The organism is Paenibacillus sp. N119s (assembly GCF_059447605.1).
Genome location: NZ_JCAJRU010000088.1, coordinates 1 through 17,886 on the forward strand (window position 1 = coordinate 1; position 17,886 = coordinate 17,886).

Below are 17,886 nucleotides of genomic sequence, written 5' to 3' on the forward strand. Positions count from 1 at the left end.
GAAGCGCCTTCAGCTCCGTTTCCCGCAGCAATAGCTGCTTGGCAACATTCTCATTAATAAGCTCGCGAATACGGCGGATCATCTTCTTATACGTCCGATGCAAGAGGCCGACCTCATCCTGTGTGGAAAGGGGGACGGCCCCAAGCGCTTCCTCTTCCAGACGGTCGAGATCGCCTTTTTCTATTTTACGCATGTTCTGGATCAACTGAACGATCGGTTGAGTAATGCTACCTGATAACCTTGCTCCCAGCGCCAGTGCAATAAGTAGCATAATGACAAAAATTGCGCTTACAATTTCTTTGATTATGGTCATACTGCGGAACATGTCATCAAAGGGAGTGATATGTAAATACGTCCAACCCGTATAAGAGGATTTGATTTGAGCGGCAAAAAAGGTCCCGCCTGTATAGGTTGCAATCCCGTACGGCTGCTTCCGTCCAAGCTCTGCTTGAATATCGATCTCACTCAAAAGTGGTGTTTCGGGATAAATCATCCGTCTTCCGTCTGTAATCATCAGCTGTCCATCACGGCCGGAGGTCTGCACACGATCCGCTACAATCCGGTCAATTCGCACACGAATCGCAAGCGTTCCGAGCCCATTTAGCGTAAAATTGGAATCAGTAAAGGATTTGAATTGCCGTGCAGCCAACAAGGAGGAATGACCTGCCGCATACCATGCATGGGAGCCGTCATATTTGTCTGCCAACTCCGTCAGGGTAGATCGCAGCTCTTGGGGGATACCTTCGCGGTTGCCCGCACTCATGACCTGTCCCTCTTTGTCGATCACCATCATAGAATAGACATAGGTTTCAGAACCGGCGAAGGCAATAAGCCTATTGGTTATTTTTTTGCGCAATACCATTTTGACATAAGGTGATGTTTCCTTTTCCAACTGGAGCAAATAACGCTGAAGCTGCTCGTCCGTTATGACCTTAAAAGTAACTTTTTCAACATCCTTCAGCTCATTTTCAATGCCGATGGAAGAAATATTGAGTACCTCGGATGTCTTTTTGTACATTTGATTATCATAAATATGAAATACGTATTTAAGTATGACTGCAACAACCGCAAAGTTAACCAGCATGAGCGCCGTAATCAGCAGCACCATCTTATGATGGATTCCGGCATTTTTGTAAGCGCTCTTAAAATAGGTAATCAGCACATGTCGCCTCCTTCGCTCGTCCTGCCCGGTCCAAGCTCAACATGGAGAAAACTCCATATATTATACAAAATACCCCATGCCTTGGTCATTCGGCAAGAGGTATTTGGGGGGGGCTTAGCGTTGATCGGTTGCTTTTGATTTGTCCGCCTTGCTCATATATTCGTCATATCGGTCATCAAGCTCACGTGCCATCTTCCGGTATTTACGGGTCTCCTCGACTATCGGGTCCATTTGAGTCTGAACCCGCACCTCATATTTGGGACTGAGTCGTTCCCGTTTTTTGGCCTCATTCTCACGAATTTCGCCTTCCGTCAGCAATTCACTGAGCTGGCGTTCCAATTCTTCGGATTGGCTCATCGCGATTTCCTCCTTCAGGATGATGGTGTACGCAGTATTATAACCCAGTTGCGTCTGCTTCTTTCAGCACTTGAATAAGTTGAGAATGAATAGCTGTATTCGTAGCTACAACATGTCGTACACTCAAGTCATAAGGCCTACCCAATGTGTCTGTGATGGTGCCTCCTGATTCCTGTACCAGCAAAGCGCCCGCAGCCACATCCCAGGCATTCAAACCAATTTCGCAATAAGCAGACAGACGTCCTGACGCCACATAAGCCAGATGCAAGGCTGCCGAGCCGAGCGCTCGAATGCCGCGTACCTGTGGTGTAAGAACCTGTGTAATTTTCATATTCAACGGTTGTGCATACGTACGATCCGGTGGGAAACCGATGCACACCAGACTATCTCCCAACGTTTCTTCTCTCGATGCTTGCATACGATTGCCGTGGACATATGCGCCTTTTCCTTTTTCCGCTACAAACATTTCATCACGGGACGGGTCATAAATGACCCCAACAATCACCTCGCCACGATGGGCCAGGGCAATAGACACACTGTAATACGGCAGACTGTGCACGAAATTGGTAGTGCCGTCTACCGGGTCAATAATCCATAAATATTCCTCTTCACGGGCAGCCTCTAACGCTCGTGCAGAAGCTTCGGCTCCAGGCTCTACCCCTTCTTCACCCAAAATGGCATGATCGGGAAAATGGGTGAGGATGAGTCTGCGAATCATCTGTTCTGCACCTTTATCTACCTCGGTCACTAGATCGGTCGGCGACTGCTTGGTACTCAATTGTTCAACCGTTCCCAGTCTGCTCTTAATCCACTCTCCGGCTTTGGATGCCGCATTAATAGCCACGGCCGTATAGCTTTTTCCTGATACGATATAGGGAACCTTTTCGTTTTCATGTTCGTTCAACGTGTTCACTCTACTTTCTATATCATTGTTACGTGGTTTATGAGTCCTGCGCTATAGCACAGTCTCTTAACCATCTCTGTTTCAGTGCAAGTTTGCTAGTTTACACATTCTAGTATACACAATAAGGTTCATAAAGTTTCACCATCTGGAAGCATTATCCGCAAAATACTACTTTTTAAGGCGTAATTTCTATGGATGCCCCATCTAACACTTTGACCCCATTATCTTCCTGAAGACGCAGTTCATTCATTAATCCAAACAATGCTTCATCCTTCAGTTTGGCTTCGAGCATAACATCGAGTCGATCCGTATATCCAGCAATATTACGCAAAAAGGTAAGCAATGGCTCTACCAGAACACCGTCCGCATGACCACGTGGGTCTTTTTCACTTTTGGGACTGGACGCATGGATTTTGGGCGGCAATGGATGATCAGCAGAAGATCCGGCTTGGGCCAATTCCCCTTTCCAGGTGTCCAATATATCCGGCCATAGCTCCCACGGCTTCTCCCCCTCGTTGTTGACCCATTGATGATGGATATCAAGAACCATCGGCAAGCCTGTTAATTTACAAGCCTCCAGGGTTTCCACCGCATTGAACGTTTTGTCATCATTTTCCAATGTTATCCGTTCTCTTAATGAAGGATCCAGGGCATTCACTTGCTCTACAAAACGCTGACCTGAGGTCACCTTATCTCCGTAGGCACCGCCCATGTGAATGTTGTTCTTGGCTTCGGCACCGAGTCCCATGGCCTTCAGCATCGCCACGTGGTACTTCAGATCATGAATGGAGCTCTGCAACACTTCAGGTCGAGGAGTACTCAACACTGTAAAATGATCGGGATGAAACGATACCCTCATTTTATTCGCTTTGACATAGTCTCCCACCTCTGCAAAATCAGCGGCAAGCGCCTGAAACGGGTCCCAGTCCCGCAGATCCTGATGGGTCGCGAGCGGAATCAGCTTGGATGAGAAACGATAGACCTGAATATCACTCGCACGATTATGGCGCAGCAGCCTCAATGTATTATGGAGATTTTCGGCTGCAATCCGTTCTAGCTTGCGGATCGCGGCTTCCCGGTCTCCGATTTTATTAAAACTGGCCATGGTCATGGTTTTAGAAGGGGATGCATTTTGCACAGTGACCGACATGGCAACATAACCGAATCTTACAATCATAGTGTCCTTCCTTTCAGCAGTTCGCAGTAGATGGCAAGGCCGCTTTCTATCTGTGACCTTAACCCTTTTTCTACTGATCATACCCGGAAAAGCATCCGCTGATTCGGTGTATTGCACAAACTGTGGAAAGGAAACAGCTAGGATCGCTGCTGTGCTCCAAAAAACATTTCATCCGCCAGTGCAGTCTGAATTCTGGATTCCTCTTCGTTCAGCTTACGAATGAGAGTCATTTCTACCTCGGTCACTTCGTCACCTTGGAAATTGATTTCAGCGATACAGCCCACAATCTGAACGATGGCTACTGCCACGTTATCCACGCTGTAAGCGATGACCTTCTGTCCCGTCGGAAAAACGCGCAATCCGGATTTAACCATTTTGCCACGTCCATATTCCAGCAATTCGTAAAGCTCTTGCTCGCTCTTGAATTTGCACACCGAGTTAAATTCTGTTTGAAAGCCCATGTGTAGCCGCCACCTTTCATGCCTCATTAGTTAAATAAAATGCTCAAGTAAGTCAATATATGAAACAAAAAGGAGAGTGATCAGCTCCCCTTCGTTTTTCGTTTTTATAGGTTCTCATAGTGCAGCGCCGACCTGCGTTCATAACGCTCCATTGCAAGAGCAATCATGCGATCCAACAGACTTGCATACGATACACCCGTTTCTCTCCACAATAATGGATACATGCTGAAAGGTGTAAAGCCAGGCATCGTATTCACTTCATTAATAAGGATATGCCCATCTGATCGTCTAACGAAGAAATCTGCACGGGAAATCCCGCAACCTTCCAGAGCGCGAAAAGCTTGTAATGCGGCTTCACGGATCCGATCTGCCACTTCCTCATCCAATGGGGCCGGAATGAGCATTTCCGATTGACCATCGGTATATTTAGCAGCATAGTCGTAATAATCACTCGACGAAACAATTTCACCCGGTACCGAGGCAATCGGCTCGTCATTGCCGAGTACGCTGACCTCAATCTCACGGGCATCGACGTACTCCTCGACAATCACCTTCAAATCGTATTGTAGAGCCAGGTCTACAGCCTTTTCCAATTCTTCTCGGTTACTGGCTTTGGAAATACCGACACTTGATCCCAGATTGGCTGGTTTGACAAAGCAAGGATAACCTAACTCAGTTTCTATGTTGCGCACCAAGTCATGACCGGTTTGTGCCCACTGTGTGCTATTAAAATAGCAGTATTTCACTTGCGGCAATCCTGCATGCTCAAACAGCTTCTTCATGACGCCCTTATCCATACCCGCTGCCGAAGCCAGCACTCCTGCCCCGACATAGGGCATATCGGCCATTTCGAACAGACCTTGAATCGTTCCGTCCTCGCCAAAGGTGCCATGCAGCAACGGAAACAGTACATCCAGCGTCTGCTCTCCGTACAGCTTGCCGAACAACGTATCTAATGCCGCCTTGGTACCGCCCTCAGCGTGCTCCAGCTTCAGTTGCTCTACCGTAGTCAGAGGCGCACTTAACAGCGCCCCTCTACGCCAATCGCCAGCCTTCGTAATATAAAAAGGAATAATCTCGTATTTCTCATAGTTAAACGCGTTCATTACCGCATACGCCGTTTGCAGCGAAACCTCGTGTTCGCCTGATTTACCACCGTACACCAGCCCTACGGTCAATTTTTGATTTGCCATGCCTATCCTCCGCTTTCCTGCTTTCGTCATTGTGCCTGATTTGCGTCACTGTACCTGTTTTCCATCATCTCATTTAAAAATAGTCGGCGATGTGATAAAAGCGATATACCGTATTGTCCGTCCATGCATACGAATTTTTATAGTCCCAATAACGATGTCTGGAGCTTACCGTATGTGCATTGACCAGCGGCATGCCGCCAGCATCAAAGGCCGTTACCACCGTGCTGTGCTGGAAAGTTCCGTCACCATCCCAATCGTAAAAAATGACGTCCCCCAGCATGAGTTGCTCCGGTCGGCTCACCTGCTCTGCGGTCAACCCCCAGGTGCTGGAGCCCAAATACCGCTCCAGACTGTTGGAAACCGCCCAGCTATAGCTCCACAGCTCACGTCCAGCGACCCGTCCTTTATACCACCAGCCCGATTCTCTTTTACCAGTATAGTGGATCGGTGCGCCACCTGCAAAGAGGCACTGCGAGATATAATTGGTGCAATCCACATCAAATCCCTCAAACTCCGGGTTAAAGCTATCCCACCACTGATCTGCATAGGCCGCTGCTTCTTCACGACGATACCGGCTGGGACGTGCTGACGAACCAAAGCCCAGCACACCACGATTCAGCAGCGGCAGACTTCCTCCCTGATTGAACGACGCTTGTTCAAAAGGAACCTCTCCTCCCGCCGGCTTTCGTTCTGCCGGATCGCGCTCGATCCTCGTCACCTGCCAGGCTTCGCCCTCGCGTGTAAACGTCAGACGCTCCCGTTCAATCCGATCCTCCCGGTGAGTCATGCCGCCCTTTTCGTAAAAAAGCCGCACATGCAGCTGTACGTCGACCACTGCTTCATCCGGTGCATCCTGCACGATTCGCAGCGGCTTGGCACGTGTCTCGCTGCGTAGGGGAACGGCGTCCCGCTCGTTGTACCACTGCTCAAGTCTGGCCGCACGTGCTGCCCGCTCCATTCGCTGGCCCACCTCCAGGTACTCATCCGGCTGTGGTATACCATTTACCTCACTGCGATTGTACTGATTGACGTAAGCAAAAAGGGCCTGTTTCCATTCCCGCTCCCCCATCCCTATCCCTCCATTTTTCGTCTCGCTATCGTTATTCGGGGATAACCACGCTGATCTATAGCGTTCTGGTCTGATATGCTCTCTATCTATAAGTATGAATCTTTAAAGCTTAGTATGAACATCGAAACGCTGGAGAACGGAACGTTTTGCTTTCAAGCCTCACACGCATAATTTAGGCCAAAAAAACTTTACGGAACCGTCTGAAAACGGTATACTTAATCCAAAAGCAATCATTTTGAAATCATGTTTCACCTAATGAAACAATTTGCATTCATCTCAAACTCTTAACTTTCCATGAACCCCTGAAGATGAAATTGAGAACGTAACCAATTCAAACCAAATGTGCAAGACGTCGAAAAAAGACATCCCTATTTTCCCGCAAGCAGCCACTTCAAGGAGGTAATACTTATGTCAGGAAAAGATCAATTCTCCATTGCCCGTAGTCTGGAAGTCAACGGGAAGCCTTATCGCTACTACAGTCTTAAGGCACTGGAGGAACAAGGAAAAAGCGGTGTTGCCAAGCTGCCTTTCTCCATTAAAGTGTTGCTGGAAGCTGCGGTTCGCCAATTTGACGGACGCGCCATTACGGAAGAACATGTGCAGCAGCTGACAGGCTGGGCTGAAGATCGTGACAACAACAAGGAGATTCCGTTCATTCCGGCACGCATTGTGCTTCAGGATTTCACTGGCGTTCCGGTGGTGGTCGATTTGGCGGCCATGCGTGATACAGTGAAAAAAGCAGGCGGTGATCCGAAACAAATCAATCCGCTCGTTCCTGTCGATCTCGTAATCGACCACTCGGTCATGGTTGATGCTTTTGGAACCAGTGACGCGCTGGACTACAATATTAATGTAGAGTTTGAGCGCAACGAAGAACGATACCGTTTTCTGCGCTGGGCACAAACAGCATTTAATAACTTCCGTGCAGTGCCGCCGTCCACGGGAATCGTTCATCAGGTTAACCTGGAATATCTCGCTTCCGTAGCCGCCACCAAAACTATCGACGGCGACACCGTTGTTTTCCCGGATTCCCTCGTGGGAACAGACTCCCATACGACGATGATTAACGGACTGGGCGTCGTAGGCTGGGGTGTCGGCGGGATTGAGGCAGAGGCGGGTATGCTCGGGCAGCCGCTCTATTTTGTCACTCCCGATGTGATCGGCTTCAAGCTGACAGGCAGCCTGTCGGAAGGAGCTACCGCTACGGACCTGGCGCTGACCGTTACGCAAATGCTGCGTAAAAAAGGCGTAGTCGGCAAATTCGTAGAATTTTACGGCCCAGGTCTGGCCAACATCAGCTTGGCTGACCGTGCGACCGTTGCCAACATGGCACCAGAATACGGCGCAACGATCGGCTTCTTCCCAGTCGATGCCGAAACGCTGGCTTACCTGCGCAGCACCGGACGTTCCGATGAGCAAGTCAGTCTCGTAGAGGAATATTACAAAGCACAAGGCATGTTCCGCACAGCCGATACTCCGGACCCTGTGTTCAGCGATACGATTGAATTGGACCTGGCTTCGGTTGTACCAAGTCTTGCTGGACCCAAACGTCCGCAGGATCGTGTTGAGCTGAGCCACATGAAGGAAAACTTCGAAGGCATTATCCGTACCCCAGTGGACAAAGGCGGCTATGGACTGAGCGATGAAAAGATTGCTCAGAAGATTCCGCTGACCCATCCAGACGGCTCCACCAGCGAGCTGGGTACTGGCTCAGTCGTGATTGCAGCCATTACAAGCTGCACGAACACCTCTAACCCAAGCGTTATGGTGGGCGCAGGCTTGCTCGCCAAAAAGGCAGTACAACGCGGGCTCAAAAAGCCAGGCTATGTTAAAAGCAGCCTGACACCAGGCTCCCTCGTCGTGACGGAGTACCTGCATAAGGCCGGGCTGATCGAACCGCTGGAAGCTCTCGGTTTCCACGTGGCAGGCTATGGCTGCGCGACCTGTATCGGTAACTCCGGGCCACTTCCTGACGAAGTAAGCCAGGCCATTACAGACAATGATCTGACCGTGGCCGCAGTTATTTCCGGTAACCGGAACTTTGAAGGCCGTGTGCATGCGCAGGTCAAAGCCAACTATCTTGGCTCACCGCCACTGGTTGTCGCTTACGCGCTGGCAGGTACGGTGAACATTGACTTGACGAATGACCCGCTTGGTTACGATCAGGACAATCAGCCTGTCTACCTGAAGGACATCTGGCCTACTTCCGAAGAAATCAAGGAAGCGATCAGCCTGTCTCTCAGCCCTGATATGTTCCGTCGCAAATACGAAAATGTATTTACCGCCAACGAAAAATGGAATTCCATCCCAGTTCCTGAAGGCGAACTATATGAATGGGATGAAAATTCAACATATATTCAAAACCCGCCATTCTTTGAAGGGCTTCAAGATGGTGTGCAGGATATTAAGGAAATCCGCAATGCCCGTGTCCTTGCCCTGCTGAATGATTCGGTCACGACTGACCATATCTCACCAGCAGGCAACATTGCCCCTTCCAGCCCGGCAGGGCTGTACTTGAAGGAGCACGGCGTAGAGCGCAAGGACTTCAACTCCTACGGCTCCCGTCGCGGTAACCACGAGGTCATGATGCGCGGTACATTCGCCAACATCCGTATCCGCAACAATGTTGCTCCAGGGACCGAAGGCGGCGTGACCAAATACTTGCCAACAGATGAGGAAATGTCCATCTATGATGCGTCCATGAAATATCAGGCAGCCGATCAGAACCTGATCGTCATTGCCGGCAAGGAATACGGCACAGGCAGCTCCCGTGACTGGGCGGCCAAAGGTACGCTGTTGTTAGGTGTTAAAGCCGTCATTGCTGAAAGCTTCGAGCGGATTCACCGCAGCAACCTGGTTGGCATGGGTGTATTACCGCTGCAATTCCAAGAAGGCTATGGCTGGTCCAGCCTGGGTCTGAACGGTCGCGAAACCTTCGACATCCTCGGCATTGACAATGACGTGAAACCAGGTCAAGAACTTACGGTTGTAGCCAAACGCGAGGATGGCACCAAGTTCGAATTCCCGGTCACTGCCCGTCTGGACAGCACCGTCGACATCGACTACTACCACAACGGTGGTATTTTGCAAACCGTATTGCGTCAAATGATTCAAGCGTAATAATCAGGTGAATAATGAAAATCCCCTCCCAAATGCAGTGTAAGCTGCAATTGAGAGGGGATTTTTTACATGCTTCAAGCCCTACAAAGAAAACATATGCCGAGGATTGAGAACACAAGGGTTATAAGAAGTGTGAAGAGACCAGGCAGGCTTTCCATGATTGCAGAACCTTCTTCGCTCTTGAACTGACGACTGAGAAAAGGCTGGAGAAATAGTGTAATCACAAAAGCTATGAAGCTAAGTGCACACAACAACCATACCTCAGGGGATGATTTGTCAACAAAACGATCAGCGACATCATTGAAATTGTAGTGAATTGCTGTATTTCGCGGCATTGTCGGATAGATAAACAAGTAGATGCTGAAGGGCACAATAGAAAGAAGAAATGACATTAAATTCAAACTATTTAACCTACCTCGCATGAAAATCCTCCTTTTAGAGCTAAACGATTTATATGATACACAGATCAGCAGCCTATATCTTTACTTCCCTGGCTTAGTAAGAGAGAAATAATAAAACTAATCATCGTGGGCAAAAAAGAAGCGAGTACCATATACGCATTAACTTCTTGTCCTAAACCTATGGCAACCCCTATTAAGCCAAAAGCTATCCAGATATAAGCAGAGATGCGATGTGTCTTCTTCCATGCCCTTTCATTGGAAAGCAGCCAAGGGAACTTTAGTCCGATTAGACGATTGGGTGTTATTGTAGCAAAAGATATTCCTATTGCTAAATGCAAAATAGCCGACAATAATAAGGCTAATTTTAATGTGCTGAATAGAAATCCATCCGAATATTTGAACATGAGTGCAAGGAAAATCAAATCAAGTACAACAAACACACTTGCACAAATCTTACGGTAAGAAGCGAGCATACGTTCAGTAATGGTGTCTCTATGCTTTGAACACCTTGGATTCAGTACTACGATAGCCAGTGTTAAAACCATAGTAACTAATGGAAAATACAACAATGCTATACGATCGTTAGCGGAATGAAACGAGGAGGAAAACAAAGAAAAATTTATAACATGCAGCACAATAAAGAACATAGACACATGCATCCACGGCTTCTTGAATTCTTCTTTTACATTATAGTTGCTTGTACTCTCCATCCCGCTTACACCCTCCATATAACAGAAATTGAGTGACTCCACTTTATTATGCATATTTTCCAAACCCGAAAATGAAATAAACATCACAACAGCAAAAAAAAGCCGACCCTCTCAGAACCGGCTTACAACTATATTCTCTTATATTCTTACCTTCGTATGCCAATTACTTCGAAATATCCAAAAAGCCTTCTCCGAACACGTCCCGCACATCATGAATGGTGATAAACGCTGCTGTATCGATCGCTTTTACAATCTTTTTAAGCGCTGATACCTCTTGTTTGCTAATGACAATATATAAAACTTCTTTTGGATTTTTAGTGTAATATCCGTGGCCTGACAGGACGGTAACCCCACGATCCATTTTCGTAATAACCATCTCGGCAATTTTATCCTGGTGCTCCGAAATGATCATAACCGCTTTTTTCGGATTCAGTCCTTCAATCATGAAGTCCATCACCTTCGTACCGACATACAAAATAACGATGGTCAGCATCAACTTTTCCGGACCAATAATAAAATAGGAAGAGAAAGCAACGATCAAATCAAAAAACAGCAAAGCATAGCTGATATTCCAATCCAGATACTTGTTGGCAATCCGGGCTAAAATGACCGTTCCCGCCGTTGTACCACCTACCCGTACGATTAAGCCAATTCCAACCCCTATCATAACTCCGGCAAATATGGCATTAATCGTCGGCTCATGCGAATCAATCCGCCAGTTAACCGTTAAATGTAAAAACAATGAGTTAAAAGCAACCGCAATTATAGTGTACAGGGTCGTTCGCTTGTCCAAAAATTTATATCCGACAATTAACAACAAGCCGTTAATCACCAGATTGACGATCGAGGGAGACCACTGAAATAGGTAGTACAAGATAATCGTAACCCCGGTAACGCCCCCCTCGCCAAACTCATTCGGGATCACATACAGATTAACAGCCAGTGCGAATAAAAACGCACCTACAATAATAAATACGATATCTGCCATACTTTTTTTCATATATGTTCTAATCCTCTCTCTAACATTTCAACCGATGAATTGCCAGATGGATTGGCTGACTCTTCTTGCCAAAATACGCTGACAACCAGTTCATGGTATCCACTCCCCAACATAAAGTCAATACAACTTTGACACTTTAATTCGCCACCAGACTGCCTTAATCCAACTTTAGAATTTGCCAAAATCCCGCTTAAACAAGCTTATTCGACAAAAAAACACAATCCCGACTGCTAAACTAAGAAAGCGGGCCTCTAGCCCTTGTTTTGATCCTAGGCACATTTTCCCCTAAAATGACCATCCTCCTAATACACATTTTGGACACCTACGACCATCTTCCTGTTTTATGGCAAAAGCGTTTTACTTTGGATAAATGCGGGTATAATGATTGAAACATTACCAAGCAACCTACACGGCATTGCGACATCAAGTACATACAGATAGTCCTATACAGACGTTCTAAGCAACTCAAGCTGAATTTGACAATATGGAATTGGAGGAATGACCCACATGAATACAATGAACTTAACTGTCCACACCCTGATGCCTTTTCACCACCAATACCAACGTGCCAACGCGGTGAGTATGCAGAAGAAAGAAGATAGCTCGGAGAAGAAGCTCAGCTTTCAGGACATTTTGAATGAAAAAATGGGTAAAAAATAAAGCACCGTTTCAACCGGTTTTATGTTTCGCTTTACATAAGCTGAAAAAGCCGTAGTTTTCTACATCAATGTAGAGAACTACGGCTTTTTGTTACCCATATATCCCTAAACCTAAACTCATCCGTTCATGGATTTAAGCGTTCGGCAAACTACCCAGCGCTATCCGTTGGTCTACCTGGTTGTTTGAGCTGCCCACTACCGATTTATTGTCCCGTACTCCTGTACTGCTCTGCCTTCTCACGCATCCCGGCGACGACGGCCTCCTCAGCATTCAGCCCCTTGTCAGCTGCATAAGCGCGAATGTCCTGCGTGATACGCATACTGCAAAATTTAGGACCACACATCGAGCAAAAGTGGGCTTCCTTAGCCCCCTCTGCCGGTAGCGTTTCATCATGGTAGGACAAGGCCCGCTCAGGGTCAAGCGAAAGATTGAACTGATCGCGCCAGCGAAATTCAAAACGCGCCTTGGACAAAGCATCGTCACGCTGCTGGGCCCGTGGATGACCCTTCGCCAAATCAGCAGCATGTGCGGCAATTTTGTAGGTAATGACTCCCTCGCGGACATCATCCTTGTTCGGCAGGCCTAAATGTTCCTTCGGAGTAACATAGCACAGCATGGATGTCCCGAACCAACCGATCATAGCCGCCCCGATAGCTGAGGTAATATGATCATATCCTGGTGCGATATCCGTCGTTAGCGGCCCTAAAGTATAAAAAGGGGCTTCCTTACAAATCTCCATTTGTAAATCCACATTTTCCTTGATTTTGTGCATAGGGACATGTCCCGGCCCTTCAATCATAACTTGGACATCATGTTTCCATGCGATCTGCGTTAGCTCGCCCAACGTTTCCAGCTCTGCAAACTGTGCTTCATCATTTGCATCATAGATACTCCCCGGACGCAGACCATCCCCGAGAGAAAAGGCCACATCATAAGTTTTCATAATTTCACAAATTTCTTCAAAATGCGTATACAAAAAGTTCTCCTGATGGTGTGCAAGGCACCAGGCTGCCATAATCGACCCGCCTCGGGATACAATTCCGGTCATTCTATTCGCCGTCATCGGTATATATCGTAGCAATACACCCGCATGGATTGTAAAATAGTCCACTCCCTGCTCCGCCTGCTCAATCAGCGTGTCTCGATACAGTTCCCACGTCAGCTTCTCAGCTTCGCCGTTCACCTTTTCCAGCGCCTGATATAGCGGCACCGTTCCAATCGGTACGGGAGAATTCCTGATGATCCATTCGCGTGTCGTATGGATATTACGGCCTGTAGACAGGTCCATGACGGTGTCTGAGCCCCAACGCACTGCCCAGGTCATCTTTTCCACTTCCTCCTCGATGGAGGACGTAACCGCAGAATTCCCGATGTTCGCATTGATCTTTACGTGAAAATGGCGCCCAATGACCATGGGCTCACTTTCCGGGTGATTGATATTGGACGGCAAAATGGCGCGGCCAGCCGCCAACTCCTGCCGTACAAACTCGGGTTCTACCCCTTCGCGGATCGCCGCAAATTCCATTTCGGGCGTAATGATCCCTTGCCGCGCATAATGCATTTGCGTCACGGTTCGCCCTTGTGAAGCCCGCAGCGGACGGTTGGTCACGCCGGGAAATTCCACTGTCTCCCGTTTGGAACCGGGTTTCAGCCCATTATCCTCCGGCTTGACGGCGCGGCCCTCGTACGCCTCCACATCCCCCCGTTCCAGCGTCCAAGCTCGCCGTAATGGGGGTAAGCCCTGACGGATATCCATCTGATAGGCTTCGTCAGTCATCGGACCACTGGTATCGTACACACGCAGTGGCTCATGATACTCCGTGCCCTGCGGCGTATAGGTGGGATGCAGCGCGATTTCGCGCTCCGGCACAGCAATATCTGGCCGAGAACCCTGAATATACACCTTGCGGCTCCCCGGGAAAGACTTAACGCTACTGGATTGCTCCACCCTTGTCTTCTCTACTTCTGCTGATTTCACTCCTATTTCCTTCGTTCCTTCTGTTTCCATCGGTTTCATGGTCCATTCCTCCCATTTCGTTGAAATGACACACCGATCCGGAACCATTCCCAGGGTGGCGCTGATCTATGCAAAAAAGCCGGTTCCCCAGGGAACCGGCTAATTAAACGAGCCTGCTATCCAGACAGGACGCACATAGAATAAAACCTCATGCGTCACCGTAGACAGCAGCTGCGTATACATTTCAATGGCCGATTACTTCCCTACGCTGGTATGATCCAGATCAGGTGCAAAGGGTCCGGAATCTTGCCCGATTCCATCTCAGCCCGCATTACAGGCTCCCCCAGTAACTGTGATACTTTTTTATTCACATGTATTGGCGGCTATAACAGACAACCCGCCATCTCTATCAGACTACTTTAAATTTATAGCTTTGGCAACCCTTGTATGCTTTCCTATGGTATTCACTACTACCGTTACGGAAGCATAAGCCCCATTTCCTTGGCCGCTTCGATCAATATTGGAGCAAAATCATGCAGCGTCTCGGGTGCAAGTCGACTAACCGGGCCCGATACAGATAAAGCCGCCGCGACCTGTCCCTTTCGATTCACAATAGGTGCGGCGACAGCTGCTGCCCCTGGCTCACGCTCTTCATAGCTGGTCGCATAGCCCTTCTCACGGATATCCTGCAATTGGGCTTTATAAGCCTCAGGATCTACCGAAGGCGGCCATTCTTCCCCGCTTAGCAGTACCTCCAACTCCTGTGGCGGCATAAAGGCCGCCAGCACCTTGCTGGAGGCTCCCACAGCCAGCGGCATACGCGCTCCTACAGGCGCAACCCTGCGGATCGCCTGGTTGCTCTGTACGGCTTGTATGCGAATACGCATGCTGCCATCCCGCAAATACAAGCTGACCGTTTCTCCTAAACGATCACGCAGTGCTTCCATTGCAGGCTGTAACAACACCGCCGGCTCATCGCTTTGGGACAGATGCGTGGACAGCTCCCATATACGAAAGCCGAGCCTATATTTTTCCGTTTCGGCATTTCGAACGACAAATCCTCGATCATCCAGCGTAGTCAAAAGACGATGAACGGTGCTTTTATGTAGACCAATTTGGGAGGCAATCTCCGTTAGACCAAGATCAGAATTTGCGGTAAAACACAGCAATATATCAAGTGCACGCTCTACAGCGCGGACGGTTAATTTACGGTCTTCCATCGTGAACCGCTCCTCTTGTATCCATATTCGTTTCACACTATGAAACATGGTTACATAAATTATATAGAATAGTCGCGGCTACTGTAAACCGATGTTTTTGTGACAACCATATTACAGAACAAGAACAAACATCGACAATTCTTTGCATCATTTTTACTTTTCCAGTGCAGACGTTGACTTTGGATAATCCCCAGCATACGATAATAGGTATCTATACGGACATACCCTACTATTTTCAAGTGAGTTTATACCTATATTCCTGATTCGAAGATCAATTTTATATAAGGAGGCTCTTACATGATTTCGACATCCCAGCGCAACGCTCAGCTACAGACCGCTGTTCAGGAGCCGTCCACCCCACTCTTTAATCCCCGTCTGCTGCGGTTCAAGCACGTTGTGATTGCTCTGCTGCTGTCGGTCGTATTTTTTCTGTTGTTTTGTTTTATTGCCTTGCATGCTTACATCGCTTGGGTGCTTACGAATCCCACGGTCGCACCATTGTACTCTAATCCGATGCAGGCCAAAGGTATGCCTTATGAGGAAGTCAGCTTCCCGGCCAAGGACGGCAGCCGCATGGTACAAGGCTGGTATATCCCGGCCAATCAATCGCGGAAAACCATTATTTTCAGTCATGGTTATGGGGCTAACCGTGAAGAAAGCTGGATTCCCATGTATGATCTGGCGCATTATGCCCACCGTTTGAACTTTAATGTGGTCATGTTCGATTACGGATTCGCGTCACAAAACAGCAAGGCTGTCGCAACCGGCGGTAAAGCGGAATCCCAACAGCTTCTTGGGGCCATCCAGCTTGCAAAACAACGCGGCTCATCGGAAATTATCGTATGGGGCTTTTCTATGGGGGCAGGAACCGCTCTTCAGGCGGGCTTGCAAACCAAGGATGTGGACGCAATGATTTTGGACAGCACCTTCTTGCTGGAACCAGATACGCTATATCACAACATTCACAATCAAATTAATCTGCCGAGACATCCATCTTTGGAAATACTGGAATTGCTGTTTCCCATCTTGAACGGCACCAGCTTGCATCAGATTCCATATCAGGAGGTTAAAAAGGAGGACTATCCGTTTCCAATCATGTTTGTGCATGGTACACAGGATGAAAAGGCTCCTTACCCCATTGCGGAAAAGCTCGCTGCCAATCAGACCAACCCGCTTTCCAGTGTATGGATTGTCAAAAACGGGTTACATGAGCTTATTTTCAGAGAGCACCCTCGTGAGTATTTACGGCGGGTATCGACATTTTTAAGCAATGTGCAGGAGTTGGAGGACAAGAAAACAGCTAAAGTTTTACAAGGGGGTCCACCAACATTTTAACGAAAAAACACGCCATGTTCTTGGCGTGTTTTTTCGTTAAAGTGAACAGTGTGATCATCTAATAGGGGGGGCCCAGCGAAGCTGACACCATGTATAAGAAATTAAATGTAACAGTTTATAATGGATCCGTATCAAGCGACCAGACTGATTAAATTGCCATCAGGGTCCTTTATGATTGCATAACGCTCACCCCAAGGCGTATCGTTTGGCTCAAGATGCCCTGTATGTCCCCGTTCTTTCAGTCGGCCATATGATTCATCCAGCGCTTCCTTGCTGTCAAACTGGAAAGCAAGCTCCATCCGATAACCGGCAGGCTCCTGCTGGTTGCCTAGAATAATCCCCGCCGTTTCCCACGTATCAAAAGCAAGGATAACATCATTGTATGCTACTTCGACATGTGATTCTTCATTTGCGCTTTTCGGTATTTCCAAGCCCAAAATCCGATAGAAATCTAAGGACTTCTCCATTTCTTTTACGAAAATCGCTATTCTTTTTAACTTAACTGCCATACTTCACAGCTCCCATCAATGAATTGATTTTACACCTCCATTGTATCGATCATAAAGACTGTTCAAATAGGAAAAAACGGACTCTTTTATCTCTTTCTTATCAAGGCTTTAAAAGACTTTCCATAATAATGCCTAAAAGTATTGGTAAAATGCGACTCATCATAATAGCCATATTTGAGCGAAAGATCTACCAAACTGGAATAACCACCCTGATGAAACTCTTGTAGTGTGCTTTGAAACCGGACAATTCCCAGCATCTCCTTTGGACTTAAGCCGAGCTCCTGATTGAATACCCTTCTAAGCTGGCGTTCACTACAGTGAACTTGATTGGCCAAATTCGTTACAGATAGATTCCCTTTGCGGTCATAAATAATCTGCATGCTTTGATACACTAGTGGGGGAATTGCTATATCGCTATCTGCCAGCATCTGAACCAAATGATGCTCGGCAACCGTAAGAATGTCAGAGATCGTTTTGGCAGCTAACATTTCTTCGACCCAATACATTCCTTTAAGGCCCAAGACATCTTCCAAATAGATACGTTCTCCCTTTAACGCCGAAGGGGGGATCTTTAGAATCGAACGAGCTGATTCCGAATATATCCGAATGCCAAATAATGAACGGGCTTCCGAGAACTGCAGTACTTCTGAT

General features: G+C 47.7%; 17 protein-coding genes and 1 riboswitch. Of the genes, 3 read left to right on the top strand and 14 right to left on the bottom strand.

All coding sequences use genetic code 11. The annotated features are described in order from the left end of the window. The 7 genes from AC5V8P_RS12080 to AC5V8P_RS12110 form a co-directional block, all read right to left on the bottom strand. A partial coding sequence (locus tag AC5V8P_RS12080) for a sensor histidine kinase (RefSeq protein WP_495473650.1) occupies positions 1 to 1,156 on the bottom strand: 1,156 nt, incomplete at its 3' end. A 120-nt stretch (positions 1,157 to 1,276) separates the two neighbouring features. Further along, complete coding sequence (locus tag AC5V8P_RS12085) at positions 1,277 to 1,519, bottom strand: hypothetical protein (protein ID WP_063211582.1); 243 nt, start codon at positions 1,517 to 1,519, stop codon at positions 1,277 to 1,279. A gap of 37 nt (positions 1,520 to 1,556) precedes the next feature. Continuing rightward, the gene (locus tag AC5V8P_RS12090; protein WP_063211580.1) at positions 1,557 to 2,423 is read right to left on the bottom strand and encodes an inositol monophosphatase family protein; all 867 of its coding nucleotides are present in this window, start codon (positions 2,421 to 2,423) and stop codon (positions 1,557 to 1,559) included. Between the two features lie 175 nt (positions 2,424 to 2,598). Next, positions 2,599 to 3,600, bottom strand: coding sequence for a UV DNA damage repair endonuclease UvsE (uvsE, locus tag AC5V8P_RS12095; protein WP_064796561.1), 1,002 nt, complete (start codon positions 3,598 to 3,600; stop codon positions 2,599 to 2,601). Positions 3,601 to 3,737: 137 nt separating this feature from the next. Beyond that, positions 3,738 to 4,061 carry a hypothetical protein gene (locus AC5V8P_RS12100; RefSeq protein WP_064796562.1) on the bottom strand — a complete coding sequence of 108 codons (324 nt, stop codon included), beginning with the start codon at positions 4,059 to 4,061 and terminating at the stop codon, positions 3,738 to 3,740. A gap of 104 nt (positions 4,062 to 4,165) precedes the next feature. After that, on the bottom strand, positions 4,166 to 5,254 hold the full coding sequence (locus tag AC5V8P_RS12105; protein WP_064796563.1) for a D-alanine--D-alanine ligase: 1,089 nt from the start codon (positions 5,252 to 5,254) through the stop codon (positions 4,166 to 4,168). A 73-nt stretch (positions 5,255 to 5,327) separates the two neighbouring features. Beyond that, positions 5,328 to 6,323, bottom strand: coding sequence for an amidase domain-containing protein (locus AC5V8P_RS12110; protein ID WP_064796564.1), 996 nt, complete (start codon positions 6,321 to 6,323; stop codon positions 5,328 to 5,330). A 408-nt stretch (positions 6,324 to 6,731) separates the two neighbouring features. On the opposite strand from AC5V8P_RS12110, the gene acnA reads away from it, so the two are divergent. Continuing rightward, positions 6,732 to 9,443, top strand: a complete 2,712-nt coding sequence (gene acnA / locus AC5V8P_RS12115; protein WP_064796565.1) for an aconitate hydratase AcnA — start codon at positions 6,732 to 6,734, stop codon at positions 9,441 to 9,443. A gap of 74 nt (positions 9,444 to 9,517) precedes the next feature. Here the strand turns inward: acnA and AC5V8P_RS12120 are convergent, their stop codons facing one another. From AC5V8P_RS12120 to AC5V8P_RS12130, 3 genes are all read right to left on the bottom strand, one after another. Further along, positions 9,518 to 9,865, bottom strand: a complete 348-nt coding sequence (locus AC5V8P_RS12120) for a DUF1648 domain-containing protein (protein ID WP_064796566.1) — start codon at positions 9,863 to 9,865, stop codon at positions 9,518 to 9,520. Between the two features lie 44 nt (positions 9,866 to 9,909). Beyond that, entirely contained in the window at positions 9,910 to 10,554 is a 645-nt protein-coding gene (locus tag AC5V8P_RS12125; RefSeq protein ID WP_064796567.1) for an SdpI family protein, read from the bottom strand. A gap of 163 nt (positions 10,555 to 10,717) precedes the next feature. Next, positions 10,718 to 11,554 carry a YitT family protein gene (locus tag AC5V8P_RS12130; RefSeq protein WP_063211567.1) on the bottom strand — a complete coding sequence of 279 codons (837 nt, stop codon included), beginning with the start codon at positions 11,552 to 11,554 and terminating at the stop codon, positions 10,718 to 10,720. A 507-nt stretch (positions 11,555 to 12,061) separates the two neighbouring features. On the opposite strand from AC5V8P_RS12130, the gene AC5V8P_RS12135 reads away from it, so the two are divergent. After that, the gene (locus tag AC5V8P_RS12135; RefSeq protein WP_010348453.1) at positions 12,062 to 12,214 is read left to right on the top strand and encodes a hypothetical protein; all 153 of its coding nucleotides are present in this window, start codon (positions 12,062 to 12,064) and stop codon (positions 12,212 to 12,214) included. A gap of 202 nt (positions 12,215 to 12,416) precedes the next feature. Here the strand turns inward: AC5V8P_RS12135 and thiC are convergent, their stop codons facing one another. Continuing rightward, positions 12,417 to 14,231: a phosphomethylpyrimidine synthase ThiC gene (gene thiC / locus AC5V8P_RS12140; RefSeq protein ID WP_064796568.1), complete on the bottom strand. Its 1,815-nt coding sequence runs from the start codon at positions 14,229 to 14,231 to the stop codon at positions 12,417 to 12,419. A gap of 183 nt (positions 14,232 to 14,414) precedes the next feature. Next, positions 14,415 to 14,526: riboswitch (TPP riboswitch) on the bottom strand. 121 nt (positions 14,527 to 14,647) lie between these two features. Next, entirely contained in the window at positions 14,648 to 15,391 is a 744-nt protein-coding gene (locus AC5V8P_RS12145; RefSeq protein WP_064796569.1) for an IclR family transcriptional regulator, read from the bottom strand. A gap of 297 nt (positions 15,392 to 15,688) precedes the next feature. On the opposite strand from AC5V8P_RS12145, the gene AC5V8P_RS12150 reads away from it, so the two are divergent. Next, complete coding sequence (locus tag AC5V8P_RS12150; RefSeq protein ID WP_063211561.1) at positions 15,689 to 16,726, top strand: alpha/beta hydrolase; 1,038 nt, start codon at positions 15,689 to 15,691, stop codon at positions 16,724 to 16,726. A gap of 131 nt (positions 16,727 to 16,857) precedes the next feature. On the opposite strand, the gene AC5V8P_RS12155 is transcribed toward AC5V8P_RS12150, so the two are convergent. Continuing rightward, entirely contained in the window at positions 16,858 to 17,235 is a 378-nt protein-coding gene (locus AC5V8P_RS12155; RefSeq protein ID WP_064796570.1) for a VOC family protein, read from the bottom strand. 86 nt (positions 17,236 to 17,321) lie between these two features. Then, positions 17,322 to 17,886: helix-turn-helix transcriptional regulator (locus AC5V8P_RS12160; protein ID WP_495473649.1), on the bottom strand; the 565-nt coding region annotated here is incomplete at its 5' end.